Below are 24435 nucleotides of genomic sequence, written 5' to 3'. Positions count from 1 at the left end.
CGTTCGTTATTAGGCATATTAAGCAGCGAAATTAGCTGCAAAACTGCTGATTTATAAAACTATTAGGCAAATTACCTGCCTGTTGTTTAAAGTAATTTTTTCACTATATTCAACTTTGTACTGGTGAAAGGTGGATAGCGCAACGTTGGATCAATAAATGTCGCTCGTTTCATTACTGTTTTTAAGTGACTAAAAGTATCAAAGCCTGATTGCCCGTGATAATGACCCATTCCACTATTTCCAACCCCACCAAATGGTAAATTAGGATTGGTCATAAACATCATGCCATCATTCACACACACATTTCCTGAACTAGTGGTATTAAGTACTTTTTGCTCAAATTGTGAGTTATTTGTGTACACATACAAAGCTAGAGGTTTAGCCCTATGGTTTACAAACTCTATACTCTGTTCAATATTTTCGACCGTAACTATCGGTAAAATAGGGCCAAAAACTTCTTCTAACATTAATGGACTATCAGCAGGGGGATCTAGCACTACTGTAGGGGCTAGATATTTTTGTTCTAAGTCGTGTTCGCCGCCAATCACCACATTTTGATTATCAAGGTAAGCCACTAACCTAATTAAGTGCCTCTTATTGACTATCCGCCCATAATCGCTATTAGACTTAACATCTTGGCCATAAAACTCTTGGAGTTTATCTTTTAATTTGGCCACAAATTTATCCGCTTGAGACTTTTCAATTAACACATAATCCGGTGCCACACAGGTTTGCCCAGCATTCATCCATTTGTTCCAAATTATCCTAGATACTGTCACGCCTAAGTTAGTGTTGTTATCTACAATACAAGGGCTTTTACCACCTAATTCCAGTGTCACAGGAGTCAGGTTTTCAGCTGCGGCTCGCATAACAATTTTTGCGACACCTTCTCCGCCTGTGTACATAATATGATCAAATTTTTGCTTTAATAATTCTGTGGTTTCAGCCACCGCACCTTCAATCACACAGATAGCTTCAGAGTCTAGGTATTCGGGAATTAGTTTTGCGATTAAGGCTGAACACGCTGGTGATAATTCAGAAGGTTTAATTACCGCACAATTTCCTGCAGCGATTGCTGCAACTAAAGGACCGAGTACAAGTTGGATTGGATAATTCCAAGCGCCAATGATTAAAACAGTACCAAGCGGCTCAGGCAATTGATAACTTTTAGCTGGTTGAGCAACTAAAGGTGTACTGACTTTCCTAGGTCTCATCCACTTTTTTAAGCTTCTAATTGAGTGCTCAATTTCGCTAGTGGTAAAACCTACTTCAGAGGTCCATGCTTCGTATTCAGATTTAGCTAAGTCCTGACTTAACGCCTGTAAAAATGCTTTTTCTTGTTCAATCAACATTTTCTTTAATTGATTTAGTTGAGTTAAACGCCACTGATAAGTGCGAGTGCCACCGGAGTTAAAATGTGACCTTAAGTGATTTACCCGTTCACATATGTAATTTAAATCTGCTGCAGACGTTTGCAAAATCTAACTTCCTCAATTAACAATTTTTTACTCAACAAAAATATGACAAATATTCATGTTTTGCAAATATTATGACAAAATAGTAAATGTTGAATTGAAAAATACCCCTCTTTTGGTTCAAATAGAAAAGTTATGTCAATCTAAGCAATAGCTAAAAGGAAATATGGTGGCTGTAACCAGAAGGATCCCCAAACAAAAACGCTCAATTGAAAAAGTGGAGCGGATCTTAGATGCAGCGGCTCTTTTGATGAAAGAAGTAGGCGCTGACAATATCACCACTCACTTGGTGGCCAAACGCGCAGAGATAGCGGTGGGATCTTTGTATCAGTTTTTTCCTAATATCGACACTGTAAAAATCGCTCTGATAGAGCGAGTCATGAAGCAACTTTATTTAACTATCATGCAAACTTTACAAAGTGATCCGGTTTTTGAATTGGCTGAATTATCGGCCCGCCTAATAGACGCCACACTAAACTTTTATTGCCATAAACAAAGTGTCGTACAAACTATTTTAGCCATACGCAATACCGAAGCATTTGAACAGGTCAAAGCAGCTAAAAATGAAAAAGTCATTACTGGTATTGTGTCTTATATTTCAAGTAACAATCAAAATATAGATGTAAGTCAACTGACTCGTAAAACCCGTATTGCTATTATGGTGTCGGATGTCATGACATTTTTGGTGTGGACAGCTCCAACAGAAAAGGAGCGTTTAGCTTATATAAATGAGTGGAAATTATTATCGACTAGTTACGCCATGACAATACACCAATAATACTCAAGAGGTTTTGATTTATAATGTACAAATAATGAGTTAACTAATCTAGAATTTGAGTACCTAACTCTTCAAAGGCAACTACATAATAGCCTTTCATCAATACACTATCTAATTCGGTATACACTTTAAAACGTCTGATACCTTGATGTTTGGTCATAATATTAACAGTCATTATCACGAAGCTATTATTTTCGGGATCAATAGAATCCATCTTCAATTCCCAAAGGTTTTCTATGGCTTTTTGATAGTAAGGATCGGGGTAAGCCTTTTGCCACCATGACTTTTTATCTGCAATATCTTCGATATCCCAGCCAATTATTTGCTTAAAACGAATGTTTACATAAACCAAAGGGTGATTGAGTGAATCTGATATATTTTTAACCACAACAATCGGCAAGGGCAACATATCAAAAAATTCTTTTGGGATAGACACAAATTCTTACTCATAAACTGTTTTAATCCAAATTCACTTTGGATTATGGATAGACTTACCACTAAAATCGATGAGCAATTAGTCTAACTTTTCATACTTTCACGCAGTTGTGACGGTAAAAGACCAAACTGTAATTTAAATTGTCGGCTAAAATAACTATGCTCTGAAAAACCACAACGGTAAGCAATTTCAGCGATAGGTAAGCGTGTTTCAATTAGCATTCTACGGGCATTTTCAAGACGTACTTCATTGATAAATTGCTTAGGTGTTTTTGACAAATATTTTTTGAAACGCCTTTCTAAAGCACTGACTGAAATAAAAGCTAATTTAGCTAACTCTTCAATACTAATTTCCTTACCGTAGTTTTCTCGAACGTATTCAATCGGCTCTTTTATTGCGTCAATACTCGACAAGACTTTTGATGCTTTCGACAATAACTGAGTAAAACCAAATGAGCCAACAATCACTTGTTGTTTATTATAAAGAGGCCTTTTAGAGGTTGAAAACCAGGCGAATTCACCAGAATTCAACATATTTAATTCTAAACGGTCAGTAATCACTTTACCGTCCATAGCACTTCTATCATCGGTTATAAATTGTTTGGCGATATGTGGCGGGAAAAAAGAATCATCTGACTTACCCACAACCTGATGTAAAGAGTGAAAACCTAGGTGTTCTACAAATTTTTTATTCGCATAGATAATTTGACTATCTGTATTTTTAATCCAAAAAATAACGTCAGTTAAAAGATCAAACATAGCTAGAATTTGCTCAAAGCCCACTATACTTTGCAGAAATTCCGACCCTTGGATAACTTGCTTGTCTGTCATACTTTACCTATTGCCAAATGGTATTAACCAATTTAACGCTGAAATTATTGCATTACTTTACATAGTATTTATTACCTTAATCAAATAAATTTGCTGTATTTATACATCCAGAGGCATATCTATAAACTCGACAGTCAACGCTGAAAAAATGTCACTACAAGCCGAAATTGACTTAGTTACAAAAAAAATTGCGAGATACACTGCATTTAGTGTTAATTATTTGTAAACATTCAATTATAAAAATTAAAATTAGAGGATAGAGAACTATGGGTATATCAATAATGCAAAAATCATATTGCTTAAAGACAATTCTTTTGTTGGCTTTAACTGTTAGCTTCATCTCACCCGCAGTAAGTCATGAACTAGGTTTACAGCTATATAGTGTTAGGCATCAAATGGAAAAGGATATTCCTAATACCTTTGCAGAAATAAGCAATTGGGGGCTTAAAATTGTTGAAGGTGGTGGCAACCATTACGGCCTATCAGCAGAAAATTTCCGTAACGAACTCATAAAAAACGACCTACAAATTGTCAGTGTTGATACCAGTTTTGAAGAAGTTCGTGATAACCCTATGGCTGTAGTTTATAAAGCCCGTTATTTTGGTAGTCGATATGCCACTTTTTATTGGATACCTCATGATGGTAAAAAAGGTTTTACTATCCAAGATGCAAAAGGTGCTGTAAAGGCAATGAATAATGCAGGAAAAATATTAAAAGCAAATGGTATTACCCTGCAATATCACCCTCATGGATATGAATTTTTACCTCATCAAGGCGGAACAATACTGGATTACATGTTGCAACATACCAAACATGCAGCTTTCCAAATGGATGTATTTTGGGTTAAACAAGCTGGTATGGATCCAACAGCCTTATTACAACAATACCCAGGAAAATTTTTATCTCTACACCTAAAAGATCGTTTAAAAGGCACCCAAAACTCAACTGATTATAAAGCAGTTGTAGAAGCTAATGTGGTTTTAGGCACTGGAGATGTGGGCATAAGCTCAGTTGTCGCCGAAGCTAAAAAACAAGGCATTCGTTATTTCTTTATTGAGGACGAATCTTCTCGAGTGATGATTCAAGTACCTGAAAGTATCAAATATTTAAAACAATTGGACAACCTTAGCCACTAACCACTGGTTAACTCAAACCCAAATGCCCATGTTCATTGGGCATTTTTTGAGATAATTATCATACTCGCTGCTTTTATAAAAATGATTGCAAAACAAAATCTATTCTTGAACTAGTGAATAAAGATAAATCATTGGATTTATTCAATAAAATTTAACTCATACAAGGTTAAAAACTGGCGCTTTACGCATATTTTTGATGTAATGTTATTTAACATTTTTTACCTTGTAGCCTGTTGCATGATTATTGGTTGGCGTGAATATATTAAAAATCGTTTTAAAACAGCCTCTCAATTCCACTCAGTGGGGATTATGATCGGCCTAAAAGGCATTCAAATTTCTAGTTTGAAAAAAGTACAGGGTGAACTTCGCTGGGTCCAACAACATTTCATCAATATCGAAAATTGGCAAGTAGAATTAAAAACTTACGTCGAAAAAGAGAAACTTGGCAATACAAAATGCCATGTTGTTTTAGCGATTACTAAATATAAAATTCTGCATATAGACAAACCCGCAGTAGCAGAAGTAGAAATAATTGACGCGCTGCAGTGGAATGTTAAAGAGCAATTAGCCACAGATGAACAATTAGTTATTGATTATTTTGAGCCACCGGCTTCGACAAATAGCACTCCTCAAATAAACGTAGTCGCTCTCACTGAAAGCGAAATTATCCACATACGAAACGGAATCTTAAAAGCAGGTTTACAGCTAGAAAATATAGGCATTGAAGAGTTAATAATATGTAATTTATGCGCATATAGTGACCATGCAGTTATTCTGTTAAAACAACAACAAGATGGTCAACTGAGTTTAAATATCATTAAACAAAACCAACTCTATTTTTCTAGACGCTTAAAAGGATATGAGAGTATTGGCAGTTTATCAGCTGAAGAATTAGCTATGGGCATAGCTGATAATTTAAGCTTAGAGATACAAAGATCAATGGATTATTTTGAAAGCCAGATGCGCCAAGCTCCTATCAAACAGGTCTATATAGCTATTGATTCTTTACATCAAGAAGCTTTAGCTGAATTGATCAAAAATGTGGTTTATGTTCCAGTAGAAAAATTTGTTCCTTATGTGCTAGCTGAAGACAATATATCTGTTTTACCAGCCAGTTTCGCCAGTTTAGCCGCAGCAATTCATACCCCACAGTTGGCTACCTAATGAAGAACCAAGTCAATTTATACCCAACTAAATTACACCCCAAATTACGTTTATTATCTTTACCTTTGGTGATTGTGATTTGGAGTACCTGTTTATTGGCTGTCATATTATTGAATACTTACTTATCCTCAAAACAACAAAGTCTACAAGATGAGTTAAATCAACTCGATAAAAATAATATACAAAAAACTGCCTTAATATCAGCCTTAAAAAATGAGTTAGATAACTTAAAAGCGGATCCTGAATTAATCGGCCAAGTTGCCAAAAAACAACAAATAGCCCATTTAAAAAAGCGCGTTTATCAAGAATTAATCGGCCAAGAAAAAAGCAAATCCACTGGATTTTCCGATCTCATGTTAGATTTAGCCGAGCATCACCAAACCGATATTTGGCTAACACGAGTGTATTTGAATGAGCAGAATGTCACGATTGAAGGGGCAACCACTAAATCATCAAGCATTCCTATTTGGGTAAATAACTTAAGTAAAAGCAATTATTTTAAAGGCCAAGAATTTTCAGCCACTCGGATATTCCGAGATGAAACACAACAAATACGTTTTGTGCTGACCACAGGTGAAACTACTGTATCTAATGGCGGTGTTCAATATGAATAACGATAACGCTTCTGCATGGCAAAAAGTGTCAGCTAAATTTTTAACGATGAGTCAGCGTGAGCAACTACTTATTTTAATTAGTGGCTTAGTCGCTTTAATCTTATTAGGTTATACATTTTTAATTGAACCCAACTTAAACCAAACAAACAACTTAACTAAAAGCATTTTGCTCGCCCAGTCTGAGCAACAAAAACTAGCCGGGCAAGTTGTCGAGATTCAAAATCAATTTAAACATGATCCAAATATTGCGATCCGTGAACGAATAGATATATTAAATGAAGAGATATCTACTTTAGATATTCAATTACAACAACAAACTGATAATTTGGTACCAGCCAATCAAATGGCAAGTATGTTAGAAAAAATACTGCAAGAAAGTAAAGGTATTAAACTGATTGAATTAGCCTCTATTAGCCCAACACCGATATATTTGTCTAAACCAAGTGAAGACGACAAACAGCCAGAACCAGACTTATATCGCCATGGTGTGCAAATTGTAATGCAAGCCAGTTATTTTGACATTCAAGATTATTTACAAAAGCTTGAATCTTTGCAGTGGAAGTTTTATTGGAAAAAATTCGATTATAAAGTTGATGTGTACCCGAATGGACAAATCAATTTAGAAATATATACCTTGAGTACCAACCAAGCGTTTATAGGGGTATAAATGAAAATATATTGGTGTGTTGCATTTTGTCTGACACTCATAGTAAGTGAACTCAAGGCTAAATCCTTGGTTGACCCGACGCGACCTAAGTACAGCCAAGAACAACAAAAAGAAAATAGCTCAAATATCCCTGAAAAATTTGTGTTAACTGCCGTGTTTATAAATAACAAAAACAAATATGCGGTGATTAATGGCCAGAACTACCAAACAGGACAAAAGGTGCAAGGAAGTGAGTTGATCTCCATCAGTCAAAATCAAGTTGTACTTGATACCACTGACGGAAAAAAAACGCTTCATATAAATAACCACTCAATTAAAAAAGATATCAATAATGTTTTTTAAAAAAATAATATTTATCAGTTTACTGGTTTTAACAATGGCATGCCAAAGTCCACCTAAAACCAGCCCAGTAAAAAATTCAATGGATGCAGCAATTGCTAATTACGAAGCTAAAAGCACCAATGAAAAAACTCTGCAAACGATCCCTGATGAGGTTAATCAAGCTCTGCTGCCACAAACCTCAGAAATGGATGATCCATTGTTTGGAGTGACTAAATACGATATTAATGCACAAAAGCTGCCCGCTCAGACATTTTTTAGCAGCATAGTAAAAGATACACCTTTTAGTGTGGCTATTCATCCAGAAGTCAGCGGTGAAATATCATTAGACTTAAAACAAGTGGCCCTAAACGATGTATTCGATTTAGTAGCAGAAATTTACGGTTACGAAATTGAACGCAAACAAAATATTTACCGCATTTATCCGGCTGGATTACGTTCAGAAACCTTTGCAGTGAATTATTTGTTGATGAAACGTAATGGTGCGACTCAAACCAGTATCACCTCTGGTGGAGTCTCCCAAGCTTCTGGGCAAAATGGCAATAGAAATGGTGGTAGCAATAATAACACTAATTCTCAAAACAATTTCAGTGGCAATTCCAGTAACGGCGGTAATTACGGTGGAAGTAATAATTCTAACAGTAATGCCAATGGCACCAATATTTACACCTTAACCGAAACTGATTTTTGGACAGAGCTTTTAGCCACCTTAGAGACTATGATAGGCAGTGAAGAGGGTAAAAGTGTGATGGTGACACCGCAAGCTGGGCTAGTAACAGTGCGCGCCATGCCAAATGAAATTAGGGCAATTAAATCATTCTTAGCCGTGTCTGAAGAAATTGTACAAAGGCAAGTTATCTTAGAAGCAAGAATTATTGAAGTGTCCCTAAATGACGGGTTTCAACAAGGTATTAACTGGGGACAAATTTTAGCTAATAGCGGTTCTACCGATTTTCAGTTTTCTAATACTTCAGGCACTATTGGCGATTCAATTAGTGCAGCTCTTGGCAATATCACTAGTTTGTCTTTTGTGAATAAAGACTTTTCTGGGGTGTTATCTTTGTTATCTACTCAAGGCAATGTGCAGGTCTTATCTAGTCCTAGAGTCACAGCGACCAATAATCAAAAAGCAGTAATAAAAGTTGGTGACGATGAATATTTTGTTACCGATGTATCAAGCCAAAGCACTATATCTTCCAGCAGTACTTCAGTGGTGCCTAACATTGAATTGACTCCATTTTTCTCAGGTATTGCGTTGGACGTGACCCCACAAATTAATAAGCAAGGTGAAGTGTTATTACATGTACACCCTTCTGTGATTGAAACTCAAGAACAAGAAAAAATCGTCACCCTCAATGAAGAGCAATATATTTTACCCTTAGCCCAAAGCAATATTCGTGAATCAGACACTGTCATTCGCGCTAAATCTGGCGAGATTGTGGTAATTGGCGGTTTAATGCAATCCATTATTTCCAAATCGGAATCGAAAACGCCCTTGTTGGGAGATATTCCACTGTTAGGAAATTTATTCAAAAATAAACATGAGAAAGAAATCAAAAAAGAACTCGTGATCTTAATTAAACCTACTGTGGTAAATAGCCAAACTTGGAAACAAGAGTTACGTCGTAGCCGAGACCAAATGGCTGATTGGTTATTAGTGGATTAGGCCATGTATTTATACCACTTTGGTATTAAAGAATTACCATTCACGCTGACCCCAAACACCAGCTACTTTTTTGGCTTACCTAGTCATAAGGAAGCCATTCAGGTATTGCTAACAGCCTTAACAACCGGTGAAGGTTTTATAAAAGTAACAGGTGAAGTCGGTACGGGAAAAACCCTAATTTGTCGTAAATTATTAAATGACTTGCCTGATCCATTTGTCGCTGCCTATATCCCCAATCCATATTTAACCCCTACTGAATTACGAAGAGCAGTCGCTAATGAATTAAATGTGGTTTTAACAGATCATGCCGACCAGCAGGAGTTTACTCAGCGTATCCAACAACGATTAATTCAAATAAGCCAAGAAAACAAATGTGTGGTGTTAATAATTGATGAAGCCCAAGCTTTACCCACTGAAAGTATCGAAGCATTACGTTTGATCACAAATTTAGAAACTGAAACTAGAAAGCTGATCCAAGTAGTTTTATTTGGCCAACCAGAGTTAAATCAAAAATTAGCCTTGCCAGAACTAAGACAACTGAAACAAAGGATCACATTTGCTTATACCTTACAATTAATGGACTCTGATCAAGTATTTCAATATGTTAAACATCGTATGAAAGTAGCTGGCTATAAAGGGGCTGAAGTATTCAATCAACAATGTTGTAAAATATTGTTCAAAGCCAGTAAAGGCACCCCACGGATTGTTAATGTGTTATGTCATAAGGCCTTAATGTTGGCTTATGGTGAAGGTAAACAGCAAGTAAGCGTCCATAACCTAAAACTAGCAATTAAGGACACAGAAGCCGCTACACCTGCCAGCAAACATACATTGACAATTTCTTTATTTATAGTGGCTTTAGCCATGCTTGCAGCTGGTAGTTACCTTACTTGGATAAGGTATTCGGTATGAGCGTCATTAATAAGATGTTACAAGATCTTGAAAACCGTGGCTCAGACGATCAAAGCATGAATGCGGATTATCAACCACCTCAAAAAAAGTCACCTAAAATATTAATAATAGGTTTGATTCTGTTAGCAGTAGTAGCCATTTTGTATGCTCTATTTATGCCAACAACAAATTCCAAATTCACTAATCCTCTCGAGAATAACGCTGTTTCAGAGCAAGCTAGCATTGTTCACCAAGCAAAACCCATGCTGTCTGAGCCAATTAAACAAACGACTAATACCCAGACAATAATAACTGACAATACACCTTCACAAGATCAGTTAACTAACCAAGAATTAGCACCAGTAGTTCAAATTAAGGCAAACTTTGACTCGCTTAAAAAAACCGACAATACAGATAACAACAATCAACTCGCAATAGCTGAAGTTGAGCAGCTTGGGTCACAGGAGCAAAGGGAACAACGGGAGCAACAGGAGCAACAGGAGCAACAGGAGCAACAGGAGCAACCAGAACCTAACACAATAGTTGAAAGTCACGAACCGTCAACACCATCAGCTACCAGCAGCTTCAAAATGACCAATAACAATCAAGAAACTAAACTAATTGATTTAAAACAAAAAATTGCGGAACACTTAGCCCAAGGTAACAACACACAAGCACTCGTTTTATTAAGCCAGCTGGTTACCCAGCAACCTCAAAATATAAAAGCTCGCAAAAAACTAGCCTCCATTCATTTTGCTCAAGGGAATCCTAATCAAGCAAAGATGTTGTTAAGCCAAGGTATAGAATTGTTTCCGGATAACAGTGATTTACGCGTGATGTTGGCGCGTGTTTTTGTCATTCAAAACCAGTCCGATAAAGCTTTGCAAGTGTTAATTAATTATCAACCACCAGCACAAGATAAAGAATTTTTAGCCTATCGAGCGGCGTTAGCTCAACAATTACAACGAGTTGATCTGGCTAGAGCAGATTACCTAGCATTAACTAAACTAAATCCTAACAATGCCAAATGGTGGCTGGGTTTGGGCATAATTGAAGATCAAGCAGGAAATAGCTCTCAAGCCTTAGGTGCATATAAATACGCTAATCAAGCGAATCAGTTAGAAGCTAATGTTTTGGAGTTTGTGCAGCAAAGAATACTGATTTTGGAGTCTAAATGAAATCTAGAGTAAAAATACGTTTAGGTGACTTGTTACTCCAAAACGGTATTATTAATGAGCAGCAGTTAAATCAAGCTTTGACGACCCAAAAACAATCAGGTCGTAGATTAGGTTATATTTTAACTGAATTAGGTTTTATTGTAGAAAATCAATTACTTGCATTTCTATCTCAACATTTAAAAGTACCGCTAATTGACATTAATCAATACAATGTTTCGCCAGCAATTGTTAACCTGCTGCCAGAAGTGCAAGCGCGCCGTTATCGTGCTTTAGTGATACAAGATAAGGGTGATAAGTTGTTGGTTGCCATGAGTGATCCTGCTGATTTGGCGGCAATTGATGTGTTATCTGGCATCTTGCCTAAACCAATAGATGTTGGTGTGGTTAGAGAAGCTGAATTACTTCAAGCATTTGACGGTTTATATCGTCGAACTGAAGAAATTGCGTCTTTCGCTCAAGAATTAGCAGAAGAGTACCAAGACGATGTAGATTTCGACTTTGATACTGGCGTAGGCGACGACCAAGACACTACTGTAGCTAGGTTGTTACAATCTATATTTGAAGACGCCCTACAAGCTAAAGCTTCCGACATCCATATTGAACCTGATGATGCACTATTGAGAATTCGTATGCGGGTTGACGGTGTACTGCAAGAAAACGTCATCCAAGAAAAAAACATCGCCTCAGCTTTAGTTTTGCGCCTTAAGTTAATGTCTGGCTTAGATATTTCTGAAAAACGCTTGCCCCAAGATGGCCGAACTACCACCCGAGTTAAAGGCCACACTATTGATGTACGGGTTTCTACTATGCCTATTCATGGCGGTGAGTCAGTGGTCATGCGCTTACTCGATCAATCAGCCGGATTATTATCTTTAGATCAAACCGGTATGCCAAGCAGTCTGTTGACTCGCTTTCGTAATTTGTTACACAGGCCACATGGCATGATCTTGGTAACCGGCCCAACGGGGTCAGGTAAAACCACCACCCTCTATGGCGCATTGAGCGAACTAAACCAAGCTTCTACTAAAATCATTACAGTGGAAGATCCCATTGAATATCGGCTGCCTAGAATCAATCAAGTGCAAACCAATAGCAAAATCGGTTTACATTTTTCAAATGTGCTGCGCACCACCTTACGCCAGGATCCCGATATTATAATGGTTGGAGAAATGCGCGACCAAGAAACCGTAGAAGTTGGACTTAGAGGTGCATTAACCGGGCATTTAGTGCTATCAACCCTTCACACTAATGATGCCATTAGTAGCGCAATTAGGTTACTTGACATGGGGGCTCCCGGTTATTTAGTAGCCAGTTCATTGCGCGCAATCGTAGCACAGCGACTAGTACGTAAAATTTGTGAAAACTGTCGTGAAGATTATTCACTAAAAAATGAAGAATTAACTTGGTTACAAAACTTAGATGACAGTTTAGAAAAGGTTGCCTTCAAAAAAGGTAAAGGCTGTCAAAGCTGCAATAATACTGGGTACAAAGGCCGCGTTGGGGTTTTTGAGTTATTAGAAATGACTGAAAACATGATGAACGCTTTAAAAAATAATGACACTGCCTCATTTACTCAGTTTGCTCAAGCCAGTCCTGGATTTATACCTTTGGCCAAGGTTGCCCTGATGTACGCCAAGATGGGTATCACTACTGTAGATGAAGTGCTCAAGTTAATAGAAATGGTGTCAGAAGAGCAAACGGCAAGAACTGACGAAATCCACGAACAAGAAGAACTCGCTACTGTGATTGCAGACCAAAAAGGTGACATCGAATCCAGTAACAAAACGCAAGCCAGTAATCGATTCGAATTAGAGCCAAAGATCGATCCGCTAGGAGATGATGATGGCTCACTTTAATTATAAAGCTCGAACTTCATCCGGTGAATTAGCCACAGGGACTTTAGAAGCTGCAGATGAAAAAGCGGTAGCCCAAATATTAACTGGTCGAAATATTATTCCCATAGAAATCACTGCAAATGGAGATATCGATTCAATTGGTGCTTCTCAGGTTCAGCTATCGTTATTTACACCTTCGATCAAACTCGATGATTTAGTGATTTTTTCTCGTCAAATGTATTCCTTAGCCAAATCAGGCATTCCTATTTTACGGGCAGTTAAAGGACTTGCCGATACCACAAGTTCAAAACGTATGCAGTCAGCTTTATTTGATGTGGGCGACCAGCTTGAACGAGGCCGAACCTTATCTTCAGCGTTGAACAAACATCCTAAAGTCTTCAATAAATTATTTGTAAGCATGGTTCATGTAGGCGAAAATACAGGTAAGTTAGACGACGCTTTTAATCAATTATCATTTTACTTAGAGCGTGAGTTAGAAACTCGAAAACAAATTAAGTCAGCCACCCGTTATCCAATGTTTGTCTTAATCGCGATCGTAATTGCCATGGTCATAATGAATATGGTGGTGATCCCAATTTTTGCCGACATGTTTAAGTCTTTTGGCGCAGAGTTACCTTTAATGACTCGTATATTATTAAGTACGTCAGAGTTTTTTATGACCAAATGGCACTACTTAGTGATCACTCTAGGCTTGATGATATATCTGATTCACCGCTACTTACAAACAGAAGCGGGCAGTTATAAATGGGATAAAACTAAAATCCGTTTACCCATAGTCGGTAGTATCTTTGAGCGCACTTTGTTAGGCAGGTTTGCTCGAAGTTTTTCTATGATGTTGGTAGCCGGAGTACCGCTTACTGCTGGGTTAACCTTAGTGGCCGAAGCCGTGGGTAACTCTTATATGGCAGATCGAATTATCACTATGCGCAAAAATATTGAGAAAGGCGAAAGTCTATCCAGAGTGGCTGTCAGTAGTCAGTTGTTTACCCCACTGGTATTACAAATGATTAATGTAGGAGAGGAAACTGGCCGAGTTGATGAATTACTATCTGAAGCTGCCGAGTTTTATGAGCGCGAAGTGGATTATGATTTGAAAAGTCTGACAGCAAAGATTGAACCCTTATTAATAATGGTAGTAGCAGGCATGGTGCTGGTATTGGCCTTAGGTATATTTACCCCAATGTGGGACATGATGAGTGCAATTAAAGGCTGATTCAGGTGTTAAAACAACAAGCAACAGAAGAACGAAATCGCAGCTTTTTTATCAACATAATAGTTGTAATGGTTTTTGTAGGCTTGATGTTAGGCTTTATTTTGTATTTGAACAATAACTCGCCAGATTTAAGGCGGTTAACATTAGAAAAGCTAGCCGAAGGATTTAACACCAGTGTGCATAATGCCCATTGGCAGTGGCAAGCTGAAGGTCGGCCACAAATAGTGATGTTGGTGTCCTATGCCAATAAGTTAGGTGATGACAATAAATTAGTAGCAACCCAAAGGCGGCCTATTTTCATGAGTTATGAAGGATGGCCAAAATCAACCCAAGACTCAGCCGGGTGTGAAGAAATTTGGAATATGGTGTTAGATGTTCCGATGGAAATTGACGGATTTAGAGTTATAGCAGAATATTACCAAGGAGAAAAACTCACGGGTAATATGCAAGACTCAGTTTGTCGATATCGACTTTCTACTGGGCCTTACTTTGAATATAAGTTGCGCTTGGGACAAGTACTTAAAGTTAAGTCATAAAAGTTTATGTTTGTTGGAGAAGAATAGATGTTGAATAACAAAATGAGTAATAAACTTATGAAAAGTACTGGATCTAAACAACAAGGTTTTACTCTTATAGAACTGGTTATAGTAGTGGTGATTTTAGGCCTACTTGCCGCCACCGCATTACCTAGACTATTAGATGTGACAACCGATGCTGAAGATGCCACAGTTGAAGGGGTTGCAGGCGGATTTGCGACAGGAGTGGGACTCGTACGTGCTCAATGGGAGTTAGAAGGAAGGCCTAAAGAGAATAACGGCACAAACTTATCTTATATTACAATTGAAGGGATCCAAGTTGGTATTGATAAAGACACAGGCTACCCTACAGGACAATTAAATACAGACGCTAGCAGCGAAGATGAACAAGTTAGTACACTAGATTGTGAGAGTATTTTTAATTTGATTATGCAAAGTGCCCCCTCAATTTCATCCAATTGGGCAGATAGGCCATTTGAAAACTATCGATACTTTACTAACGTCAGTAACAATACAGGCTCTGGTGGTAATGATTTGTGTTACTACTATTTAACTCAAACCATTAAAAACCAAACCACAGAGCCCACTAACAACACCTCTGGCAATGGATTTATTTATGATCCAAGAATTGGACAAGTAATTGTTTTTAGTAATAATTAGAATAATGAGCCAACAAATTATTTAGTAAACAAAATAGCGCTTTAAGGTGTTTTGATGGTATAAAACATCTAACCAGTTAAAGGACTTAGTAATTTTAATATCCGTCGAGGAAATATTATGCGTAATATACAAAACCAACGTGGTTTTACATTAATAGAATTAATCATAGTTATTGTCATTTTAGGTATTTTAGCGGTAACAGCTGCACCTAAATTTATTGATATTCAAGGTGATGCCCGAGGTGCAACCTTAGAAGGTGTTAAAGCCGCGTTACAAGGCGGAGCGCAATTGGTCTATGCCAAATCAGCCATTGCTGGCGAACAAGGTAATCCGAAAACAGTTACCACAGCTGCGGATAGGCAAATACTAGCAAATAATTTAACTATTGGAACTCATTATGGTTACCCTGATTCTGCGACTATCACTGCCATCAAAAGTGCTACACCTGTGGGTACAGATGTAGCTGCATTTGCTGAGTTAGATGCGGCGGATTGGGATTTTATAGCGGGTACTGGCGCTAGCGCAGTAACGGCCTCTCCGGCACTCGGTTACTTTGGGATATCACCAGATGGTGCGACTGTAGACTATACTAAAACAGCTGAAGATGGAGCGAGCTGCCATGTATTGTATAAAGATGCGGGAGGAGTGAATACGCCTCCTGTTATTACTGTAGTTAAAGGCGGTTGTTAAACTAGTTCTATAATAAAAGGGCTTAATGCCCTTTTATGTATCAACTCAATACACCTTAATGCGTCACCTACAGCAAATGGATGACCATGATATTACCTAAATATTGTCATCAACCAAAAAGTTTGGGTTTTACCCTAATTGAGCTGATTGTTATTATTAGTTTGATTAGTATCCTTGCTGTATCTGCCTATAGCCGATTCACTGGTCCATCAGGCTATGCTGAATACACGTATCAAGCTAGACTGATTTCAGCACTGCGTCACATACAAACTCGTGCCATGTTTGATACACGGAAAAATCTTTGTTTTCAGGTTAACTTTAGTGCATCACCTTCGGCATTTGGCCCCCCAGAGTTTAGTTATGAAACACCCAGTATAAACTCTACCACCTGTGAAACTAACATAGACTACTCCAACCCAGATTACCTAGTTACGTCAGCCACAGAAATGGCTGATAGCAAAGTTAGCTTGGTTGCCCAAGATAGTGGTGGGACACCGTATGAGTACATTCGTTTTGACTCACTCGGCCGCCCACAAACAGCTAGCGGAAGTTGCAACCCAACTTGTAAAATTGAATTAACCGGGGAGTCTACGGTTAAAGTGTGTGTAGAGTCACAGGGGTATATCCATGCCTGCGACTAAAAATAACGGCTTTACCTTAGTTGAGCTAATAATCGGTCTTGTAGTGTTTTCCATCGCCATGACACTCTTTGTCTCTTTAATTGTGCCCCAAGCTATACGTAGTGTTGAACCTATATTTCAAGTCCGAGCAGCAGAATTGGGGCAAGCTCTAATTAGTGAAATTTCCAGTAAACCGTTTGATGAAAATTCCAGTCGTGTTGGTGGTTATACCCGCTGCAATGAAGGTACGGCTTGCACTAGTATTAATAGTGTCACCAATTCAAATATCGAAGAAGGTTTAGGTAACCGAGAACAATTTGATGACGTGGATGATTATAATAATCTAAACGAATCTGGAGCTAATATTAAAAACTCGTTAGGTGCTACGACAAACTTATATCAAGGCTTTAGTGCCCGAGTTAAGGTGTCCTATGACGCAGATATGGATGGCGGCAATCCAGATACAGTAGTAGGAAATATCAAGCTTATAACCGTTACCATCACTACACCCAATAACGAAGACATCATATTTTCTGCCTATAGGGCAAACTATTAATGTTTTCATCTAACCGCAAAAAACATGGCTTTACCTTAATTGAACTCATCACAGTGATCGTAATATTAGGTGTGGTGTCAGTAGGTTTGTCAGGATTTATACGAACTGGCATGGGGATCTACACAGATGTAAATGAGCGAGATCAGATTTTGGGCGAAAGCCGGTTTATGGTCGAACGTATTAGCCGTGAATTACGTCATGCAATTCCAAACAGCACGAGAATTAAATCTGTTGGAAACACTCAGTGTTTGGAGTTTGTGCCAACTCTATGGGTGACTTACTACACTTCTTTGCCGGTATTACCAGACACAGCAACTCAAAGCACTATAATAGAAATTGGACAAAATAAAGCTAACTATCAAATTACCCCACAAAATACATTAGCAGGTGTAACCGGCGACTATGCTTTTGTATATCCAACTAGTAATACTGATATTTATGCCGCTGCCAGTGAAAAACGGCGTGAAATTTTAGCTTGCACCGAGCAAGATGCTAGCGCTGATGACGATTGTTGGACATTGGACGACGCACAACATACGGCTATTTTAACTTTGGATGGATCTTTTGCCGATAACTCACCTGCCTCTCGTTTGTATTTTGGGCGAGATGCAATTAGTTATTGCGCTTATAATGATGGGAAGGTTTATCGTTACCAAAATGTTATCGATGATATTCAAGAGGTTTATCCGTCAGATAGCACTGTTAGCCGAGCGCTTATGGCTAAGGAGCTAACAAATAGTCAGCCATTTAAAATAGAAGAAGCCAGTTTAACCAGAAATGGTTTAGTTAATATTTTGTTAGAATTTAAGCGTAACGATGAGTTAGTGAATTACAATGTTGAGGTGCATATTCCCAATGTTCCCTAAATCATTTCAACTCAGTTTAGTGAATAATCGTCGCCACCAACAAGGCAGTATGCTGGTGATTGCACTATTTGTAATCATAGTATTTGGTTTGTTAGGACTAACCATGACCCGCTTATTAGCTTCGTCATCAGAAACCGTTATATATGAGGTGTTAGGTCAACGAGCCTTAAATGCCGCTAGATCGGGTTTGGAAAAATGTTTAGCAGATAAATATCCGATTGCTTCTGGCATTACGCCTTGTAGTAACCCAACCAATTATACTTTTGTAAACGTCGCTGGATTAGAAAACTGTCAATATCAAGTCAAACCCATTGACGATGTTATTGTCACGGATAATGCTCAGACTTTCACTTATTCCAAATTTGTAAGCACAGGTCGTTGTGATGCGGGAAATATAATTGTTACCCGCGAGGTGTATGTTGACGCCTTGGATAAAAACCCATGAGATTAGTGAATACAACATGTCAAATTTTATCAGTCTTAATACTATTACCAATTAGCTTTGTAAGTGTTGCTGCACAGTGTGGTCTCATTTTTCCAGACGGAGCATCAACACACAGTGCAAATGGGACTATATATTTTGGCTATAATTCTCGATTAACCGGAAGTGAAGATAACCTGCTCGCTACCACTAGCATTGGTAAAAATGGTGGTTCAAACCTCAGCACCTGCAGTAATGCTGATTGTGTCGCAACAGGAACAGCCTCACAAGCGGCTCCAAATATTAGCTTTCAGGCTACAAATAGCACTGACGACATCACCTTGCGTTATCAGGGGGCAGTGGTTGTCGGTACTGGTAGATATCGAGGCAATGAATTCGACGATATCAACCCTAGTAGTGCTTCAGAAGCAAATATTACCTTTTCAAATACTCACAGTCAGTATTTTGTGGATAGGTTGGTTTTGGGCTTTAAAAACACTTTATATCTGCAAGCTGGCTCAACATATTGGTTTAACCAATTGAGTATGGGTAGTCAGGCAAATATTGTTGTGCAAGGCACAGGCACTGCATTTATTTATGTCAATCAAAGTCTTAGCTTTCCTTCACCAGGCTTAATCAACTCACCATCAATTAATAATAGTGGTGATGCTAGCAAACTGGTGCTTTATGCTTTTTCTGAAGTAAACTTCAACAATAATAGTACATTTACCGGTAGCTTATATGTTAAAGGTGATCTAACACTAGGCTCATCTAGTTATGCATTTGGTGCGGTCAGTGCCGCCAATATAGACTTAGGCACTGAATCAACCATAACCTACCAAAGCTCAGAAGTTGATGACACTGATTATGGCGCCCTGTGCAACAATACGCCACCAGTTGAACTGATAGCTCATTACTTGTTTAATAACGGCACTGGGCAATCAATAAGTGACGCTAGTGGTTACGGTAGAAACGGAACTTTAGGTGGCTCTGCTGCAGTCAATGATCAAGATCCTAGCTGGCAATGTGAAGCTAGTGGGTATTATTTAGATTTTGATAAAAGTAAAAATCAACGACTTACCACTTCCGCCTTTACTCCACCACAAAAAGGCGTTGTAGCATTTTGGATGAAAATACCCAGCGTGCCTAACTCCTTAAACCGAATATTTGGTTTTGGCGATGGTTATGAAATACGGTTTGATTCAGGTGGTGTGATGTATATCGACATCAATAAGACTGGCTCAAACAATAGTATTCGAACTAGTGGCGCATTTACGACTACAAATACATGGACACACTTTGCTTTCACTACAAATGTGAGCACTGGAGATTGGGCAGTTTATATTGACGGAGTATTAGATAATAGTGGGAATGAAGTGTTAAGTGCTCAGCCAAGTAATGCACTTACAATTGGTGGAAGTACTTGGCAAGCATCATCAAACTCTTTGAATGGTTCACTAGACGACTTTAGAATTTACTCTGGTTTATTAACTGGATCAGAAATTCAAGCTTTAGCAGCAAATCCTCCACAAGAATGTGTCAGTGTTCATCATTACGAGATAAGTCACCCCAATCAAGCATTAACCTGTTCGTCAGCCAGTATTGAAATCAAAGCCTGTGAAAATGCTGCCTGTACACAATTGAGCAGCGCTTTTGTTTCTTTAGACTTTCAAGCTAACAATACTACCTATATCTCTAATACTATAATTGGCAGTACTAATTTTGCTTATACCAATACCACTGCTGAAACAGTTACCTTATCAATAGCAAATGCCAATGAAGCACCTACCCACCCTATAACTTGCAATGGCTCAAGTGCAAGTGGTGCTTGCGATTTAACCTTTGTAGATGCAGGATTTGAATTTTTTGGAGCGACTATAAACGATGTATTTCCCGACCAAGTTGCCGCAGATAATTTTGTTAACGCCAATCTTAGGGCGGTTCGTAATAATGCTGGAGTATGTGAACCTTTATTAGTTGGCTTTAAAGATATTACTTTGAGCTATGAATGCGACACACCTAATACTTGTCTCACACCGTTTTCAAATATTCCTATAACGAATGACACTGGCAAAAATTCAGGTACAGTTAATTTGAAGTTTGACAGTTCAGGAGTAGCCAATCTAGATACGCTAAATTACCCCGATGCTGGACAAATAATATTATCTGCTGAAGCAGAAATAGATGGAGCGACATTTTCCACTACAGGTGAAGAGACTATAGTGGTTTATCCTAGTTACTTGCAATTAAGTGTTGATGAAACCGAATTAATTTATGGTGGGACAGGTGAGCAAAATAACTATATAGCCGGTGAAAGTTTTACCTTTATTATTGGCGCCTATGGAACCAATAATCAATTATTACCCAACTATGAAACTATCGATTCTGGTTCTGATCCTGAACTAAAAGTCACACGAATATCTCCTGCAAACTCTGGTCAGAATGGTAATTTTAAATATTCAAATATCGGCACAGCGACTGCCACTACCAGTGCAACATATACAAATGCAGCAGGATTGAGCTTTAATGGTGGTAAACATAGTTACTCGAATGCTTATTATGATGAAGTGGGCAGAATAGAATTAAACGCTCAAGATAATAACTATTTTGGCCATGTTATTTCTTCCAACGGCAGTTTATTGATAGGGGATTTTTATCCCGCTTACTATAAAGTGTATGCATCCAATACTCCTACATTAAACAAGACATGCAACACCTTCAGTTATATTGGCCAAGAAATGACATTCGCTACAGATCCTGAACTGACTTTAACTGCTTACAATGCTTTAGATAGTGTTACGCAAAATTACAGCGATAATTATTGGAATTACGCACCAAACAAAACGACCTTAGAAACCTATTTGAATTTTGCAGACAGTTCAAGTTACGCCCTAACTGGCACAGCAAGTGTGATTGGTTTAGGTGATGCCCCATTAATTGAAAATAATACAAATTATAACGGTTCTGGCACCATCGCAATTACCAACAGCAGTTTTAAGTATGACAAAGTTGATACAAATAATAATACCTACGATTTATCCACGCCATTTGAAGCTTCTATGAACTTAAGATTCGCCAGCGACTTTTTTATGAGCACATTTACGGATCAAAGTAGCACTCAGCATACTATTTGTCACCAAAACACCTATGCTGAAAAAGCTTGTCTTGGCTTGAGTATTGAAGATGTAACTGGTACACAGATGCGTTATGGGCGGTTTGTTTTAGATAGTAATTATGGCCCTGAAACCGAAGGCTTAACTGTACCGATTAAGACTGAATTTTATAATGCGAATAGTTTGTGGCAAATTAATAATGAAGACAGTTGTACAAGTATTGAATTTTCCCAAAATGCAAATGAACTTGTTCTAGAAGGAGATGCCGGTGTATTGGCAGCGGTAAACGAGATCACTAGCATAGGGCTATTAACTGCAGGTGTCAGTCCAGATCCAGGTAACTTATTTTTTAATGCGCCCAATATAATGGGAGAAATTGTGCTAAAACTGAATCCATTGTTGCCAGACCCAAATACTGAACCTTATGCTTGGCCAAGTTATCTAAATTACGATTGGAACGGAGATGGTGTGATTTGCAATTTAGGCTCTTGTCCTGACTCAATAAATGATACAGATTCTGATCCACAATTAACTGATTATCCTAGTGCAACTATGAGTTTCGGCTTGTTTAGAGGTAATGATCGTATTATTCAGTGGCGAGAGGTATTTAATTAACCATGACTAAGAAACACCTCTAGGACAATTAAATTAACTTTGCATGCCTAACATGCTTGCGCTTTTTGTTATAACTCAATAGCATAGGCTGACAAAGTTGTGAGTTGGCAGGCTTGTGCCTGTTTTGTATCATAACAATAAAAATAGTTGCCTATAGGCAATCAGTTTGGAATTTTATAATGAACCGTATAGCTCAACTTACTTTTATCGCAGCCCTTTCATTTAGTAGCCAACAGGCATTTGCTCTTTCGGTCTCCGAGATTGCGCAAAAAATATCAACTAAGCAGTCTGAATACGATAACTACAACAGTGATTTAGATGCACAAATTGCTTTGGCAAATAATTTAGAAAAAGATCTAGCGGAATTAAGGCAAAATGTAACCTTAGCTGATGCAGATAGGCAATCTGCTTTAATTGAAATGAACATGCAGTATGAAAAAGTAATAGATGATCCTGAGTTAGACATCACACCAGCTCGCTCAGCATACGCCAAAGCAGTTCGAACCCATAAAGCCATTAAAGACGCCATCACAGACAAGTACAACGAATGGCAAACTAAGTTGCAAGATGTAGAACAAATGCAGGTGTCTAAACACAGTTTGTTGAACACAATTGAAGGACTGAAAGAACAATACAATAGTGCTCGAGTGGATCGTTTATACAAAGAATTTAATCGTAAAGAATCTGTAGTAGTCAGTCACAAAATCACCTGTGACAAAGATGAAACCTTATCTAAATGTACTGTTCGCGGTAAAGCATTAGCAAAACAAAAAGCATCGAAACGATTCTTAGACAGTGTGTTTGATGGATTAAGTGAAGCTGTAGAAGCAGAAAAAAGAAGACAAACCTCTGATGCCTCAGTGCAAGTATTACGCAGTGAAGTGGCCGATAGTAACTTTAGTGGTCAAGGTAATTATAATGTCAAAATGAACCTAGAATTACAGGGCAATCTGAAACGTACCGTAGGTTGTGAGTTGTTGGGTTTAGACAGACGTTATTGTATCAATTTTAAAGGTCAAGAAGTCACCCAAGTAGCAGCGATTGCCCCTACCCTGGTCACTGACGAATCCGTCATGTATGAACTTACTGTGCGTTCCAATGTATTTGACGATGAAGTATTTATTAACGGCGTAAGTTACGGTTCAACTAAATTACAAGTGATGTTACCTTCTGGTGAACACGATATTGAAGTGGTTAAACGCGGTTTTGATTCTAGTCGTCAAACCATTAGCTTAACAGAACCTAAAACCATCAAAGTTGACTTAAATCGTGCACAATACACCTTCAGTAAAGGTGAACGAATTCAAGATATCCTAGCGGGTGATATTCCGGGCCCAGACTTGGTAGTTGTGCCTGCGGGCAGTTTTAGAATGGGCGACATTACAGGTCTTGGACTGGAAAATGAACGCCCAGTTAAAACCAAAGAATTTAAACAATCTTTTGGTATCAGTGAAACTGAAATAAGCGTACAAGCCTTTGAAACCTTCGTAAATGCCACCAGTTATGTTACAGATGCAGAGAAAGAAAAAGGTTGTGCCTTTTACGAAGATGGTAAAGCTGTGTGGCAAGACGATCGCAACTGGCGTAGTCCTGGTTTTGTGCAAACTGATCAAAGCCCAGTGGTGTGTGTCAGTTTAAATGATGCACAAGCCTATGTTGATTGGATTTCTAAAGCCAGTAGTCAAGCTTACAAATTACCTTCTGAATCTCGTTGGGAATACGCCGCACGCGCTGGCAAAGAAACAGATTACTGGTGGGGTGAAGGTGTTAACACCGACAACGCAAATTGTGGTTGGTGTGGAAGTCAATGGTCTAACGTTAGTACCGCACCTGTAGGTTCATTTGAACGAAATGATTTTGGCTTATTTGATACAGTAGGCAACGTTTGGGAATGGACTACTAGTGAACAAAACGTCAACAGTGCAGTAGTAAGGGGTGGAGCTTGGAATTTCGCTCCTCGATTAGCACGGGCTTCTACCCGAATGGAACTAGATAGCACATTCCGTTCAAACTATATTGGGTTTCGAGTTGTTCGAGAGCAATAACACATTTTAGTAATTCAATAAATCCCGGCATACCAGCCGGGATTTTTGTTTATATTATTTGTTCATAAAC

23 protein-coding genes are annotated in these 24435 nt (G+C 38.2%); 20 read left to right on the top strand and 3 right to left on the bottom strand.

The window, feature by feature from the left end; all coding sequences use genetic code 11:
- Positions 1-86 precede the first annotated feature (86 nt).
- The gene (locus tag L0668_RS04625) at positions 87-1478 is read right to left on the bottom strand and encodes an aldehyde dehydrogenase family protein (protein ID WP_235310910.1); all 1392 of its coding nucleotides are present in this window, start codon (positions 1476-1478) and stop codon (positions 87-89) included.
- A gap of 166 nt (positions 1479-1644) precedes the next feature.
- Between L0668_RS04625 and L0668_RS04620 the strand changes: the two genes are divergently transcribed.
- Positions 1645-2253 (top strand): TetR/AcrR family transcriptional regulator, encoded by a 609-nt coding sequence (locus L0668_RS04620; protein ID WP_235310909.1) that lies wholly within the window; start codon positions 1645-1647, stop codon positions 2251-2253.
- Positions 2254-2296: 43 nt separating this feature from the next.
- Here the strand turns inward: L0668_RS04620 and L0668_RS04615 are convergent, their stop codons facing one another.
- Together L0668_RS04615 and L0668_RS04610 are read right to left on the bottom strand one after the other, a co-directional pair.
- Positions 2297-2689: a hypothetical protein gene (locus L0668_RS04615; RefSeq protein WP_235310908.1), complete on the bottom strand. Its 393-nt coding sequence runs from the start codon at positions 2687-2689 to the stop codon at positions 2297-2299.
- A gap of 83 nt (positions 2690-2772) precedes the next feature.
- Positions 2773-3519, bottom strand: coding sequence for an AraC family transcriptional regulator (locus L0668_RS04610; protein ID WP_235310907.1), 747 nt, complete (start codon positions 3517-3519; stop codon positions 2773-2775).
- A gap of 266 nt (positions 3520-3785) precedes the next feature.
- Between L0668_RS04610 and L0668_RS04605 the strand changes: the two genes are divergently transcribed.
- From L0668_RS04605 to L0668_RS04515, 19 genes are all read left to right on the top strand, one after another.
- A complete protein-coding gene (locus tag L0668_RS04605; RefSeq protein WP_235310906.1) occupies positions 3786-4655 on the top strand; it encodes a sugar phosphate isomerase/epimerase family protein in 870 nt (289 codons plus the stop codon).
- A 237-nt stretch (positions 4656-4892) separates the two neighbouring features.
- Positions 4893-5819 carry a type IV pilus biogenesis protein PilM gene (locus L0668_RS04600; RefSeq protein WP_235310905.1) on the top strand — a complete coding sequence of 309 codons (927 nt, stop codon included), beginning with the start codon at positions 4893-4895 and terminating at the stop codon, positions 5817-5819.
- A complete protein-coding gene (locus tag L0668_RS04595) occupies positions 5819-6433 on the top strand; it encodes a PilN domain-containing protein (RefSeq protein WP_235310904.1) in 615 nt (204 codons plus the stop codon). The genes L0668_RS04600 and L0668_RS04595 overlap by 1 nt, the downstream gene beginning before the upstream one ends.
- Complete coding sequence (locus L0668_RS04590; protein ID WP_235310903.1) at positions 6426-7100, top strand: type II secretion system protein M; 675 nt, start codon at positions 6426-6428, stop codon at positions 7098-7100. Before L0668_RS04595 ends, L0668_RS04590 begins: the two co-directional genes overlap by 8 nt.
- Positions 7101-7442, top strand: coding sequence for a hypothetical protein (locus L0668_RS04585; protein WP_235310902.1), 342 nt, complete (start codon positions 7101-7103; stop codon positions 7440-7442). It abuts the gene before it with no gap.
- A complete protein-coding gene (gene mshL / locus L0668_RS04580; RefSeq protein WP_235310901.1) occupies positions 7432-9105 on the top strand; it encodes a pilus (MSHA type) biogenesis protein MshL in 1674 nt (557 codons plus the stop codon). Before L0668_RS04585 ends, mshL begins: the two co-directional genes overlap by 11 nt.
- 3 nt (positions 9106-9108) lie before the next feature.
- The gene (locus L0668_RS04575; RefSeq protein ID WP_235310900.1) at positions 9109-10017 is read left to right on the top strand and encodes an ExeA family protein; all 909 of its coding nucleotides are present in this window, start codon (positions 9109-9111) and stop codon (positions 10015-10017) included.
- On the top strand, positions 10014-11174 hold the full coding sequence (locus tag L0668_RS04570) for a tetratricopeptide repeat protein (RefSeq protein WP_235310899.1): 1161 nt from the start codon (positions 10014-10016) through the stop codon (positions 11172-11174). Before L0668_RS04575 ends, L0668_RS04570 begins: the two co-directional genes overlap by 4 nt.
- The gene (locus L0668_RS04565) at positions 11171-13030 is read left to right on the top strand and encodes a GspE/PulE family protein (RefSeq protein WP_235310898.1); all 1860 of its coding nucleotides are present in this window, start codon (positions 11171-11173) and stop codon (positions 13028-13030) included. Before L0668_RS04570 ends, L0668_RS04565 begins: the two co-directional genes overlap by 4 nt.
- A complete protein-coding gene (locus L0668_RS04560; RefSeq protein WP_235310897.1) occupies positions 13017-14243 on the top strand; it encodes a type II secretion system F family protein in 1227 nt (408 codons plus the stop codon). The genes L0668_RS04565 and L0668_RS04560 overlap by 14 nt, the downstream gene beginning before the upstream one ends.
- A gap of 5 nt (positions 14244-14248) precedes the next feature.
- Positions 14249-14779 carry a hypothetical protein gene (locus L0668_RS04555; RefSeq protein WP_235310896.1) on the top strand — a complete coding sequence of 177 codons (531 nt, stop codon included), beginning with the start codon at positions 14249-14251 and terminating at the stop codon, positions 14777-14779.
- Between the two features lie 27 nt (positions 14780-14806).
- The gene (locus L0668_RS04550) at positions 14807-15439 is read left to right on the top strand and encodes a pilus assembly FimT family protein (RefSeq protein ID WP_235310895.1); all 633 of its coding nucleotides are present in this window, start codon (positions 14807-14809) and stop codon (positions 15437-15439) included.
- 117 nt (positions 15440-15556) lie between these two features.
- Positions 15557-16129: a prepilin-type N-terminal cleavage/methylation domain-containing protein gene (locus tag L0668_RS20810; RefSeq protein WP_284439538.1), complete on the top strand. Its 573-nt coding sequence runs from the start codon at positions 15557-15559 to the stop codon at positions 16127-16129.
- A gap of 86 nt (positions 16130-16215) precedes the next feature.
- Positions 16216-16770, top strand: a complete 555-nt coding sequence (locus L0668_RS04540; protein ID WP_235310894.1) for a prepilin-type N-terminal cleavage/methylation domain-containing protein — start codon at positions 16216-16218, stop codon at positions 16768-16770.
- The gene (locus L0668_RS04535) at positions 16757-17305 is read left to right on the top strand and encodes a type IV pilus modification PilV family protein (protein WP_235310893.1); all 549 of its coding nucleotides are present in this window, start codon (positions 16757-16759) and stop codon (positions 17303-17305) included. Before L0668_RS04540 ends, L0668_RS04535 begins: the two co-directional genes overlap by 14 nt.
- The gene (locus L0668_RS04530) at positions 17305-18171 is read left to right on the top strand and encodes a PulJ/GspJ family protein (protein ID WP_235310892.1); all 867 of its coding nucleotides are present in this window, start codon (positions 17305-17307) and stop codon (positions 18169-18171) included. Before L0668_RS04535 ends, L0668_RS04530 begins: the two co-directional genes overlap by 1 nt.
- Positions 18161-18616, top strand: coding sequence for an MSHA biogenesis protein MshP (locus L0668_RS04525; protein WP_235310891.1), 456 nt, complete (start codon positions 18161-18163; stop codon positions 18614-18616). The genes L0668_RS04530 and L0668_RS04525 overlap by 11 nt, the downstream gene beginning before the upstream one ends.
- Positions 18613-22320, top strand: coding sequence for a LamG domain-containing protein (locus L0668_RS04520; protein ID WP_235310890.1), 3708 nt, complete (start codon positions 18613-18615; stop codon positions 22318-22320). Before L0668_RS04525 ends, L0668_RS04520 begins: the two co-directional genes overlap by 4 nt.
- A 179-nt stretch (positions 22321-22499) precedes the next feature.
- Positions 22500-24365 (top strand): formylglycine-generating enzyme family protein, encoded by a 1866-nt coding sequence (locus tag L0668_RS04515; protein WP_235310889.1) that lies wholly within the window; start codon positions 22500-22502, stop codon positions 24363-24365.
- Positions 24366-24435 lie beyond the last annotated feature (70 nt).

Source organism: Paraglaciecola algarum, from assembly GCF_021532655.1.
GTDB classification, from domain to species: Bacteria; Pseudomonadota; Gammaproteobacteria; order Enterobacterales; family Alteromonadaceae; genus Paraglaciecola; species Paraglaciecola algarum.
Note: the sequence above shows the minus strand (reverse complement) of the source record. Positions and strands in the feature narration are given on the sequence as shown.